The sequence below is a fragment of the Pseudomonas sp. 9AZ genome, from assembly GCF_902506525.1.
Classification (GTDB): Bacteria; Pseudomonadota; Gammaproteobacteria; order Pseudomonadales; family Pseudomonadaceae; genus Aquipseudomonas; species Aquipseudomonas peli.
The window spans coordinates 2027935-2040216 of record NZ_LR733840.1 but is presented as its reverse complement, the minus strand read 5'-3'; the positions used below and the strand labels follow the sequence as shown (position 1 = coordinate 2040216).

At 61.4% G+C, this 12282-nt stretch carries 10 protein-coding genes; 4 read left to right on the top strand and 6 right to left on the bottom strand.

Annotated features, from left to right (window positions below):
- Positions 1 to 5: 5 nt before the first annotated feature.
- Positions 6 to 842, bottom strand: coding sequence for a BON domain-containing protein (locus tag ALTER154_RS09515; protein WP_090254445.1), 837 nt, complete (start codon positions 840 to 842; stop codon positions 6 to 8).
- Between the two features lie 252 nt (positions 843 to 1094).
- On the opposite strand from ALTER154_RS09515, the gene algB reads away from it, so the two are divergent.
- The 3 genes from algB (at position 1095) to ALTER154_RS09500 (ending at position 4718) form a co-directional block, all read left to right on the top strand.
- Positions 1095 to 2447, top strand: a complete 1353-nt coding sequence (gene algB / locus ALTER154_RS09510; RefSeq protein WP_160086536.1) for a sigma-54-dependent response regulator transcription factor AlgB — start codon at positions 1095 to 1097, stop codon at positions 2445 to 2447.
- Positions 2444 to 4219 (top strand): KinB sensor domain-containing domain, encoded by a 1776-nt coding sequence (locus ALTER154_RS09505; protein WP_256665623.1) that lies wholly within the window; start codon positions 2444 to 2446, stop codon positions 4217 to 4219. The genes algB and ALTER154_RS09505 overlap by 4 nt, the downstream gene beginning before the upstream one ends.
- 94 nt (positions 4220 to 4313) lie before the next feature.
- Entirely contained in the window at positions 4314 to 4718 is a 405-nt protein-coding gene (locus ALTER154_RS09500) for a DUF1330 domain-containing protein (RefSeq protein WP_160086534.1), read from the top strand.
- 20 nt (positions 4719 to 4738) lie between these two features.
- On the opposite strand, the gene ALTER154_RS09495 is transcribed toward ALTER154_RS09500, so the two are convergent.
- The 3 genes from ALTER154_RS09495 to ALTER154_RS09485 form a co-directional block, all read right to left on the bottom strand.
- Positions 4739 to 6223 (bottom strand): nucleobase:cation symporter-2 family protein, encoded by a 1485-nt coding sequence (locus ALTER154_RS09495; protein ID WP_160086532.1) that lies wholly within the window; start codon positions 6221 to 6223, stop codon positions 4739 to 4741.
- Between the two features lie 207 nt (positions 6224 to 6430).
- The gene (locus ALTER154_RS09490; RefSeq protein ID WP_160086530.1) at positions 6431 to 7207 is read right to left on the bottom strand and encodes an N-acetylmuramoyl-L-alanine amidase; all 777 of its coding nucleotides are present in this window, start codon (positions 7205 to 7207) and stop codon (positions 6431 to 6433) included.
- On the bottom strand, positions 7204 to 7797 hold the full coding sequence (locus ALTER154_RS09485) for a MarC family protein (protein WP_090254436.1): 594 nt from the start codon (positions 7795 to 7797) through the stop codon (positions 7204 to 7206). Before ALTER154_RS09485 ends, ALTER154_RS09490 begins: the two co-directional genes overlap by 4 nt.
- A 310-nt stretch (positions 7798 to 8107) precedes the next feature.
- On the opposite strand from ALTER154_RS09485, the gene ALTER154_RS09480 reads away from it, so the two are divergent.
- Positions 8108 to 9526, top strand: coding sequence for a DASH family cryptochrome (locus ALTER154_RS09480; RefSeq protein WP_160086528.1), 1419 nt, complete (start codon positions 8108 to 8110; stop codon positions 9524 to 9526).
- Between the two features lie 6 nt (positions 9527 to 9532).
- On the opposite strand, the gene ALTER154_RS09475 is transcribed toward ALTER154_RS09480, so the two are convergent.
- Positions 9533 to 11395 carry a GGDEF domain-containing protein gene (locus ALTER154_RS09475; protein ID WP_160086526.1) on the bottom strand — a complete coding sequence of 621 codons (1863 nt, stop codon included), beginning with the start codon at positions 11393 to 11395 and terminating at the stop codon, positions 9533 to 9535.
- Positions 11396 to 11410: 15 nt separating this feature from the next.
- Positions 11411 to 12274, bottom strand: coding sequence for an endonuclease/exonuclease/phosphatase family protein (locus tag ALTER154_RS09470; protein WP_160086524.1), 864 nt, complete (start codon positions 12272 to 12274; stop codon positions 11411 to 11413).
- Between the last annotated feature and the right edge of the window lie 8 nt (positions 12275 to 12282).

Genomic DNA, 12282 nt, shown 5'->3' with positions numbered 1-12282 from the left:
ATGAATTAGCTATCGATGCGCAGAGCATCGGCGTCAACGCCGCGCACGCCACGAATATTGCGGGCGGTTTCAATCGCCAGTTGCTTCTCGGCGTTGCTCAGCACGGTGCCGCTGAGGCTGACCATGCCCTTCTGGGTGTCGACGGAAATATCCAGACCGTCGAGGTTACGGCTGTAGATAAAGCTGGATTTCACCTTGCTGGTGATCCACGCATCGCTGATCACCGCAGCGGTGTCATCGGCCGCGTTCTGCGCCTTGGCAGCGGTGCTGTCAGTGGCGCTGACGCTGAGCTGATTGTTCACTGCACGCACGCCATCGGTGTTGGCCGCCAAACGACCAGCCAGCTCCTTGGCTTCAGCGGTCTGCGCGTTACCGGTCAGGCTGACTTTGCCGTTGTCCGCATTAACGTTGATATCCAGACCTTCGGTATTGCTGTTCCACAGCAGCTTGGATTTCACCGTGGCGACCAGGGTCGCGTCGTCAAAACGCTGCGACAGGTTCGGCTCGGCGCTGGCCTTGGCTTCAAAGGCCGGGTCGAGGGTCAGCTGGTTGTCGACCTTCTTCACCCCTTCGATACCCAGGGCAATCTGCTCGGCCAGGTCACGCTCAACATCGGTTTCCACCTTGCCGGTCAGCTTGGCGCTGCCGTTCTCCACATCCACATCGATGGTGAAGGGGTTGAGGTGGCGGTTAAGGGCAAACGCGGTCCAGATCGAGCCTTCCTGGCGCGCCTCGCTCAGCTCGCGGCTGGCATCGCCCTCGGCAGCATAGGCAGCGAAAGGCGCCAGACCGATCAGGCCGGCGGTCGCAGTGGCCAGGGCCAGAGTTTTCAATTGATGCATGGCAGTTCCTCCAATGGATAACGATCAAGCAGACGGCCGTTTGTCGCCGTCGTTACTGATAGATCGCAAGCCGCATGCCAGCTTTTTTAATCTTAATAAATCCATATAAATCAGTTACTTAACCTTGATTAGCGCACACGCAAAGCTTGCAGCTTGCATGATCGCCACAGAACAGCCGTGCAACTTGCACGACGCGCCGCGGACTAACCCTGTGCACGCAATGACTGCGTGCGGGATAAGAAGGAGATGGCTATGCACGCAAGCACGGAAGAACACAGCCTGGGGCGCATTTTGCTGGTGGATGACGAGACCGCCATCCTGCGCACCTTCCGCTACTGCCTGGAAGATCAGGGTTATCAGGTGAGTACCGCGAGCAGCGCGGCACAGGCCGATGCCCTGCTGCTGCGGCAGGTATTCGATCTGTGCTTTCTCGATCTGCGCCTGGGCGCAGACGACGGCCTGGAGGTGCTGGCGCAGATGCGTCTGCAGGCGCCCTGGATGCGTGTAGTGATCGTCACCGCGCACTCGGCGGTAGACACTGCGGTGGATGCCATTCAAGCCGGCGCGGCGGATTATCTGGTCAAGCCCTGCAGCCCGGAGCAGCTACGCCTGGCCGCCGCCAAACAGCTGGAAGCGCGCCAACTGGTTGAACGCCTGGAGCGTCTGGAAGGCTATGCGCGCAAGCCCGGCGATGGCCTCGACTCGCAGAGCCCGGCGCTGATGGCGGTGCTGCAAACAGCCAAGCAGGTGGCTGATACCGACGCCAACATTCTGATTCTCGGCGAGTCCGGCACCGGCAAGGGTGAGCTGGCGCAAGCCATTCACCGCTGGAGCAAGCGTGCGAAGAAATCCTGCATCACCATCAACTGCCCGTCGCTGAGCGCCGAGCTGATGGAAAGCGAGCTATTCGGGCATAACCGCGGCGCCTTTACCGGTGCCAGCGAGAGTACTCTGGGCCGGGTCAACCAGGCCGATGGCGGCAGCCTGTTCCTTGACGAGATCGGTGACTTCCCATTGGCGCTGCAGCCCAAGCTGCTGCGCTTTATTCAGGACAAGCAATACGAGCGCATCGGCGACCCGGTAACCCGTCAGGCCGATGTGCGGATTCTCGCGGCCACTAACCTCAACCTGGATGAAATGGTCCAGCAAGGGCGCTTCCGTGAAGACCTGCTGTATCGCCTCAACGTCATTACCCTGACCCTGCCGCCGTTGCGCGAGCGCCGCGAGGACATCCTCGACCTGGCCGAGCGTTTTCTGGCGCGCTTTGTCGTCGAGTACGCGCGGCCGGCACGCAACTTCAGCGAGGAAGCGCGCGAGGCGCTGCTCACCTACGCCTGGCCGGGCAATATCCGCGAGCTGCGCAACGTGATTGAGCGCGCCAGCATCATCTGCAGCGAAGAACTGGTGCAGGTCAGCCACCTCGGGCTCAACGCCCAGGCCAACCCATGTGCACCACAAATCGGTGACCAGCTGAGCCTTGAAGCCCTGGAAAAAGCCCACATCAGCGCCGTGATGGCCAACAGCGAAAGCCTCGACCAGGCGGCAAAAACCCTCGGCATCGATGCCTCGACCCTATACCGCAAACGCAAGCAGCTCAGCCTGTGAACCTGCGCAGCCGGCTGTTTATCAGCAGCAGTGCGCTGCTCACCGTCGCCTTGGTCGGGTTGTTATTGGGGATGTTCAGCGTGCTACAGCTGACCCAGGTGCAGAGCCAGGCGATGACCCGCAACCTGCAGATCATCGATGCCAGCCTGGGCCTGCGTCAGGAGCTGGGCAAACAGGTGATTCTGCTGCTCGCCGAAGACCTCGACCGTGAGGCACTGAAAGCCTCCGATGAGCAGTTCAAGCTCTGGCTACAGCGCGCCGCCGAAAGCGCCACCGATGACAGCGACCGTCAGGCGGTTGCCGAAATTGAGCGCGCCTACGCCAGCTTCGATGACCTGCTAGCCAAGCCCTTGACCGTGCGCCGTGAGCTGCTTAGCAATGACAGCTTCGGCCTGGCCATTGAGGCCCTGCGCGACCGCATCAACGCGGTGCAAACGCGTTACGTCGACGCCGCCGCGCTCGAAGAAACCCGCGCACGCGAGCGTGCCTGGCTGATCGCCGGCCTGCTCGGACTGATCTGCATGGCCGTACTGGTGATCGGTTTTGTCACCGCGCACAACATCGCCCAACGTTTCGGCCGGCCCATTGAGGCGCTGGCGCGCGCCGCCGACCAGATCGGCAAGGGCGATTTCCAGGTCACTCTGCCGCTGACCCCGGTGGCGGAAATGTCTGCCCTGAGTCAGCGTTTTGGCCTGATGGCCGAGGCCCTGCGCGAGTTCAAGAGCAGCGATGTGGCCGCCCTGCAGGCCGAGCAACAGCGCCTGCAAGCGGTGCTCGACAGCATCGACGACGGCCTGCTGATCTTCGATTGCGCCGGCCGGGTCGAGCACGTCAACCCGGTGGCCCTGCGCCAGTTGGGCTGGGGTGCCGAGCAGCTCGGGCAGACCCTCGACGTGGCCCTGAATCGCGCCGATCTGGCCGAGCAGTTGCACAAGGTGCTGCAGGGCGAAAGCCTGGATGAGGTGCTGGACGATGTGCAGACCGAGGTCGATGGCGAGCAACGTGTGCTGGCCTACAGCCTGTCTGGCGTCCATCACAGCGAAGGGCGCTTTATGTGCGCGGTGATGGTGCTGCGCGATGTGACCGAGCAGCGCGCCTTTGAACGGGTGCGCAGCGAGTTCGTGCTGCGCGCCTCGCATGAACTGCGTACGCCGGTGACCGGCATGCTGATGGCGTTCGGCCTGCTGCAGGAGCGCCTGCAGTTTGCCGCAGAATCCCGTGAAGCCGACCTACTGAATACCGTGGATGAGGAGATGCACCGCCTGCTGCGCCTGATCAACGATCTGCTGAATTTCTCGCGCTACCAGAATGGCCTGCAGACCCTGGAGCTTTCTACCTGTGCCCTAGGCACGCTGCTGCAACAGACCCAGCAACGCTTCACCACCCAGGCCGACGAGCTGCAGATCAGCCTGGCCTGTGAAGTGCACGGCGATCTGCCGGACGTGCAGATCGATCCGCTGCAGATCGAGCGGGTGCTCGATAACCTGATCGGCAACGCCCTGCGCCACAGCCACCCCGGCGGGCACATCCGTCTGCAGGCACGGCAGCAGGATGATCGGGTGGTGCTCAGTGTGGAAGACAACGGCGAGGGCATTCCCTATCGCCAGCAGGCGCGAATCTTCGAGCCCTTCGTGCAGGTCAGCCGCAAGAAAGGCGGCGCCGGCCTCGGCCTGGCGCTGTGCAAGGAAATCATCCAGCTGCATGGCGGACAGATCGGCGTGCATTCACGCGCCGGTCAGGGTGCGCAGTTTTATGTGGCGTTGCCGGTTTAAGGCTTCGATTACAGGCAATCAGCCTGGCTGATGCAGATTGCCTGTGAGCCTACGCAGGCCGACACTGGGCGCTCCACACATGAGGATCGCTGTCATGCCCAGCATCAACCCCAGCCCTGCCCAACTGGCTGCCTTTAGCGCTGCAGTAGCCGACGATACGCCATTGCTGATGCTCAACCTGCTGCGCTTTCAGTCCCAGGCCAGCTACTCCAGCGGCAGCAGCCATACTCCCTGCAGCGGGCGCGAAGCCTATGCACGCTACAGCCAAAAGGCGCTGCGCAAAGTGCGCGGGGTGGGGGGTGAGGTGCAGGTCATGGCCGCCGCACAAGCGGCCCTGATTGCCCCGGAGGGTGAACAGTGGGATGAACTGCTGTTGGTACGCTACCCCTCCAAGGCGGCCTTTCTCAGCATGCTTGCCGACCCGGAGTACCGCGCGGCCACCGAACACCGCACGGCCGCTCTGGCCGACTCACGCCTGATCGCCACCACGCCGCGTTAAACGCGTGGTGGCAAGCCCGGCTAGTGCCCTGACGCTTCCTTGATCAGCGGCACTTCCTTGCCTTCGGCATCGAACAGCTTGCCGCCTTTGAAGTAATCGCCATCGTTCAGTGCGGCAATGTCCTGGTAACGCAGGGTGCGCTCGTGGCCGGCCACGAAGACCGATTGCTGGTCCGAGTTGCCGGTTTTGAAGTGGTTGAAGGCCAGGTTGAGCACAATCGCCATGATCGCCGCCGAACTGATGCCCGAATGGAAAATGGTTTCGAACCAGGCCGGGAAGTGGTGGTAGAAGGTCGGCGCAGCAATCGGGATCATGCCGAAACCGATCGATGTGGCGACGATGATCAGGTTCATGTTGTTGCGGTAATCAACTTTGGACAGGGTACGGATACCGCTGGCCGCCACGGTGCCGAACAGCACCACGCCAGCACCGCCGAGCACCGCCGTGGGCACGGCAGCGACCAGACGGCCCATCACCGGCAGCAGGCCGAGGGTCACCAGAATCAAGCCGGCCGAGGCCACCACATAGCGACTCTTCACCCCGGTCACCGCCACCAGGCCGACGTTCTGGGCAAAGGCACTCTGGGTGAACGAGCCAAAGATCGGTGCAAACACGCTGGAGATCATGTCCGCACGCAGGCCGTTGCCGAGGCGCTTGGAGTCGACCTTGGTTTCGATGATGTCACCGACCGCAAGGATGTCCGCCGAAGTTTCCACCAGGGTGACGATGATCACGATCAGCATCGAAATGATGGCCGCGACATGGAAGGTCGGCATGCCGAAATGGAACGGACTGGGCAGCGCCACCATCGGCCCTTCAGTCACCTTGGAAAAATCCGCCATACCCAGGGCCACGGCCACCAGGGTGCCGATGACCATGGCCAGCAGGATCGACAGGCGCGAGATGCTCGAACTGCCCAGTTTGCTCAACAGCAGCACGGTAACCAGGGTCAGCGCGGCCAGACCGATATTGGCCATGCTACCGAAATCCACCGCGGCACTGTTGCCGCCCATGGCCCAGCGCGCCGCCACCGGCATCAGCGTCAGGCCAATGATGGTGATGACAATGCCATTGACCAGTGGCGGGAAGAATTTGGTGATGCGTGAGAACACGGGCGTGATCAGCAAGCCGATCAGCGACGCCGCAATTACCGCGCCGAACACTGCCGGGAGACCGCCGGCACCATCGCTACCGATAATCGCGATCATGGTCGCCACACCGGCAAAGGACACGCCCTGCACCAGCGGCAGCTGCGAGCCGAAGAACGGCAGGCCGAGGGTTTGCAGCAGGGTCGCCAGGCCACCGGCAAACAATGAGGCGGCAATCAGCAGACCAATATCCGCCGGCGACAGTCCAGCCGCCTGACCGACAATCAACGGAACCGCGACAATCCCGCCGTACATGGTCAGCACATGCTGCAGGCCATAGGCGAGGTTGGCACCGATACCGAGGTTTTCGTCTTCCGGACGCTGCGCGGAGGACGGCGTAACAGGTGAAGTCGTCATGCTGAGTTACTCGCTGTTGTTCTTGTCCGGCTAATGTAGACAAACCAAAAAGCTCTTGGCTACAACTTTGTATACATTTTTAGACAAAAGAGCATCGGCAGAACGATTATCGAATACACAGTCTAGAAAAGAACATGCACACATAAAAAACCGCCGAAACACACGTTGTTTCGGCGGTCGTTTATCACCAACGCTGCGGGCCTCGGTTTAGAGCATTGCGGCCAGTACCACCAGCAGCGCTGCCGTCTGGGCATCCGGCTCGCCGTCATAACGTGCCGGGCGGTATTTCATCTGAAAGGCCGCGATGACATTGCGCGTGGCTTGATCCAGCTCACCATTCAGCGGCACCGCGTAGCCCTGCCGCATCAATTGCTCTTGAAACCATTGCACGCTTGGCAGACTGGCGCTGAACAGCGCCTGCTGACGCGCCACAGCCTTGGCATCCGGCCAAGGCATCAGACCGGCATCGGCCAAGCGTTTCCAGGGGAACAGCGGACCGGGGTCAACCTTGCGCTGCGGCGCGACATCACTGTGCGCCAGGATGCTGCCAGGCGGCAGTTGGTGGCGTTGCATGATGTCTTTAAGCAGCTCGATCAGCGCGTCGATCTGCGCCGGAGCAAAGGGCTGCCAGTAACGGCCGCTGGGCGTGTCATAAAACCCCTGGTTAACCAGCTCGATGCCAATCGTGGTGCCATTGAGCCAGGTCCGCCCCTGCCACTGGCTGTCACCGGCATGCCAGGCACGGCGGTTCTCGTCGACCAGGCGGTAGATGGTCGGCGGGGCTTCGTCGATCAGGTAATGACTGCTGACGTCGGTCTCGGTCAGCAATTGCAGCGAGCGCGCCATGTCGGTAGAGGTGTAGTGCAGCACGATGTACTGCACGCGGCTGTTCTGCCCGGTGGCGGTATAGCTATCATCGATGCGCAGGCCACTGCTACAGCCGGCCAGCCATAGCACCAGAATACTTAAACACAGAGCTTTCATGGGCTGATATGCAACACGCTTTGCAGGTTATCCAGCAGCATATCGACGCTGAGCATGATCAACAGCATGCCCATCAACCGCTCCACTGCGGTCAACCCGCGAGGTCCGAGAAACCGCTGCAGCCATGAAGCCTGCAGCAAAATGAATGCAGTCGCCGCCCAGGCCAACACGACGGCGGCATAGAGCTCCCAAAGCTCACCCTCGTGGGTATTGCGCAGGGTCATCAACACCGCCAAGGCGGAAGGTCCGGCAACCGCCGGAGTGGCCAGTGGCACCAGCATGGGCTCGCCATCCGGCACATCACCCAATACCCCTTGCGGGCCGGGGAAGATCAGGCGCATGGCGATCACAAACAGGATGATACCGCCGGCAATCGCAGTTGCCTCCCGCGACAGCCCCAGCGCGCTGAGCACTTTGTCACCAAAGGTAAGAAACAGCAGCAACAACGCCAGCGCAAACAGCAACTCACGTGCTGCAACCCATAGGCGACGTTTGGCCGGTACGTTTTTCAATGCGGCGATAAAGATGGCGATATTGCCGAAGGGATCGGTGACCAGAAAGATCAACGCAGCGATGCCGAAAATATCCATAGTGACTCCTCAACAGATCGGCAGAGTTTAGGGCCTGTTGCCGTTGCAATGCGAACGCGCCTTACTGTGCGCAGGCATGGGGCCTAGCAAGCATGGCGGTCGTGCTGAGTCACATTCGCCACCGAGCACCACAGCCACACGCTCAACCAGCGCTCTGCGGTTAGCCGTCGGTGTAGAAAAGACCTTTGATCCGGCAGATTTGCCGCGCTGGTCTATTGCCCGGGCAAGACACAATTGGCGCTGCTAGACTAGAAGCTGTACAAATATGGATATCTTGTACAGTTTTTGTATTGCTTAGGAGGCCAGCACCATGCGCGCACTGCTGTGGTTCAAACAGGATCTACGCCTTGATGACCACCCCGCCTTACAGGCGGGCCTAACGGCTGAATGCCTGTTACCGGTGTATGTGCTGGACCCGGCACTGCTGCAACTCAACGCGTTTGGCATGCGCCGCATGGGCGTCCATCGTGCGCGCTTTCTGCTGGAAAGCCTGGTGGCGCTGGAAGGTGAATTGCGCCAACGCGGCTCACATCTGCTGCTGGTAATCGGCGAGGCGGAGCAGGTGATCCCGCAACTGGTAGCCCAGTTTAATCTGGATCAAGTGCTGACCCTGGAGGAAATCGCGCCCGACGAACGTGCCCAGGTGGCCCGAGTCGCCCGACAACTCGGCGATGTCACGTTGCAACAGGCGCCCGCCAACAATCTGTTGCGCCCAGATGAACTGCCCTTCAGTGTCGATCAGCTGCCACATGTGTTCAGCCGTTTCCGCAGCCTAGTGGAAGAGCGCCTGCAGGTATTCCAACCGCGCCATGCGCCCGACCGCTTACCGGGGCTACCAGATGGTGCGCTGGCGTTGATGCAGCCGCTGCCGACCTTGTCGCAGCTGGGCCTCGGCGAACCGCTCAGCGTGGCCGCCAGTGCGTTCCCATTCGCCGGCGGCGAACCCGCGGCGCTGGGCCGGTTACGCGACTACTTGTGGAAAACCCAGGCGGTACGGCAATACAAAGACACCCGCAACGGCATGATCGGCAGTGAGTACTCCTCAAAATTCTCACCCTGGTTGGCCAACGGCAGCCTCTCGGCACGCCGCGTGGTGGCCGAACTGCGTCGGCATGAAGCGCAGTTCAAACGCAATGATTCGACCTACTGGCTATGGGTCGAAATGCTCTGGCGCGACTTCTTCCGCTGGACCCTGCTTCGCCATGGCAGCACACTGTTCAAGGCGGGCGGCCTGAAAGCCACTGAACGGGCACCGCAGCAGCTGGACCAGCGGTTTCAGGACTGGTCACGCGGTCGCACGGGCATGCCGCTGGTGGATGCCAATATGCGCGAACTGGCCGCCACCGGCTTTATGTCCAATCGCGGTCGTCAGGTGGTCGCCAGCTACCTGATCAATGATTTACAGCAGGACTGGCGCCACGGCGCGGCCTGGTTTGAAGAGCATCTGATCGATTACGACCCGGCCAGCAACTGGGGTAACTGGGCCTACCTGGCCGGCGTGGGCAACGACCCACGGCACAACCGTGTCTTCAATGCCCTGCGCCAGGCCCGTGAATATGACCCTGAAGCGCAGTACGTCAGCCTTTGGCTACCGGAACTGCGTGACGTGCCGCAAGCGCTGCGCCATACGCCTTTCTTACTTGCGGGGGGACACCTGCGCAGCCTTGGCTACCCGCAGTTGGACAGCATTCCGGAGAGCTGGAAGCCTTACCTGCACGCAGTGGCCTGAATCGGCTCAGTTCAGTTCAACGCGATTGCGCCCGCCGCTCTTGGCGCGATACAGCGCCTGATCGGCCCGCTCGAAGACCTTGTCGCTGTCTTCTCCACTGGCAAAGGCCGTCAGACCGGCCGACAGGGTGATGGTCACGCGCTCTCCCCGAAAGTGAAAAGGGCACTGCTCCACGCCATCCAGCAGGGTTTGCAACAGCTGGTGACCGCCCTCTAACGGGGTGGAAGGAATCAGCAGAACAAATTCCTCACCGCCAAAACGGGCAATAAAGTCTGTCTTGCGCAAACGTTTGGCCAACTCACCGGCGATGATCTTCAATACTTTGTCGCCCGCCAGATGACCGTAGCCATCGTTGATCCGCTTGAAGTGGTCAATATCCAGTACCGCCAGCAGCAACTCGCCGCCATAGCGTTTCCAGCGTGCCATCTCCAGCTCAAGGCGCTCACTCCAGCCGGCACGGTTGGGTAGGCCGGTGAGCGGGTCGATCAGGGCTTTCTGCCGCTGCTCTTCGAGGTGATCACGGAAGCTCTGCGCTTCCTGCTCCATATCGGCAACCTTCTGGGTCAGGCTTTGCAGCCGCTGCGCCACGGCCTCTTCGTGGCCATCACGTTGCTTCTGGTGCTCGCTGACCGTGCTGAGTAAGCCATCCAGGCGGGCCTCCAGTGATTGCTTGAGCGTCGGCAGATCAACCGCATCCTGTACACTGGCCTGCAAACCGCTGACCTGATCGCGCAGCTCCTGATTGAACGTGCGCGCACTCTCCGCCGACTCGCTGTAGCCCTCGTGAGCCTCGCTGAGGGTGCTGAGAAACGATGCCAGACGCTCATTGAGCTGCTTGAGGTAGCTGGCAAACTCACGCTGACCGCTGTCAGTAACGGCCAAGACCAGCACAGCCAGATCGTCCAGCACCGACACCAGCTCATACCAGTTCAAACCACCCTGCACGCGCTGACGCAACACCTCACCCTGCGGCCGATGACGCTCCGGCAAGTCCAACTCATCGAGCAAGCCCATCAGGCTATCGCCAATATGCGGCGCTACCGCGCTGTAACCCGGCTCGGGAATTTCTGGCAGCGCATACGCCGGGTCCCCGGAGGCCTGGGCTGGCATTGCGGACACGGGCGTCACGGCGGCGATGGACGTTACGGCGGCAGGTGATGGCGTAGGGGCGGGATTTGGCGTGACCGGCGCCACAACCGCAGCCGCTTCACTGCTCGCCTTCAGCGTTGGTTCAACCGCCTGCGCAAGAGGCTCAGGCTGTGCGACAGCGTTTGGAGCAGGGGCAACGGGCGGCGCATCATCAGCGGTTGCCGGCTCGCTATCGGCGGGGCTAACGGGTGCAGCATCCTTGCCCCCAAACAGGCGCTGGAGGAACCCCGGACGGGCCTGAGTAGCCTCGTCATCAAGCGCCGCCAGGGCTTGCTGCTGCAGGCTGCTCAACTCGCTCAGCAGTGCCGGCAGCTCACGCGGTTGGCTGGCACGCTCTTCAATGCGCTTAGCAAACTGCTTGAGCGCTTTGCGCACTTCGCGCGGAGGCTCCAGGGCAAGCAATTGATCGGTCAGGCTGGTGACGCCGGAGATGTTCTGCTCGACGCGATCCTGGCGGCGCTTTTCCGAATCCAGCACGGCTTTTTCCAGCCGAGGAATCAGCCCCGACAGACCGGCGTCAATATCATCGCGACGCAGAATGTCGCGCAGCTCCTGCATGCACTGGTCAACCGACTTGTCACTGCCTTCGGCGGCCAGCGAACTGCGCACCAGGCCACGTCGTAGCAGATCGAGCCGGGCATCCCAACGGCGTTCTAGCTTTTCTTGTTGTTCCAGGCTTTCCAGGTACTTGCTTTTCCAGCGCTGGGCATCGTCAGTCATGGTTGCAGTCCACGTTTAAGGCTCACTCAGCATAGGCGTTGCCGGCCCATAGAGTGAAGTGGGCAAACGAATTTGCACGGCCACGGGCAAGTGATCGGAAATAGGCTGCGACAGCACTTCACAGCGTTCCAGGGGTAAATCCGGGCTGAGCAGAATGTGGTCCAGGCAGCGCTGCGGCCGCCAGCTTGGAAAGGTCGCCTCGATCTGCGGAGCAACCAGGCCAAGGTCGCGCAGCGGTGAATGCAGCAGCAAATCATTGGCATGGGTGTTCATATCACCCATCAGCACCATGTGCCGGTAGTCACTGAGCAGTTCGCGGATATAAGCCAGCTGACGGGTACGAGTACGCGCGCCAAGGGACAGGTGCATCATCACCACGGCAATCGCGTCCGGTCCGTCACCGATGCGCAGCAACATCGCGCCTCGGCCGGGCGGGCCGGGCAGCGGGTGGTCTTCCAGCAAACTAGGACGCAAACGACTGAGCACACCGTTGCTATGCTGCGCGAAACGGCCAAGGTTACGGTTGAGTTGCTGGTACCAGTAAGGGAAGGCGCCGAGATGCGCGAGGTGCTCGACCTGATTGACGTAGCCCGAGCGCAGGCTGCCGCCATCGACCTCCTGAAGCGCGACCAAGTCGAAATCACCAAGCAGATCGCCAATCCGTTGCAGATTGCCGCTGCGCCCGGCATGCGGCAACAAATGCTGCCAGCTGCGTGTCAGGTAGTGGTGATAACGCTGGGTGCTGATGCCGACCTGAATGTTGAAACTGAGCAACCGCAGGCTGCCATTTTGCGGCCAGTCGTCGGCTGGCGCGCAACGTGGATTGACCTGTGGATCACACAGGTCAATCGCCCGTCTGGCCGGCCAGCGCCTGAGCATTACGCGTT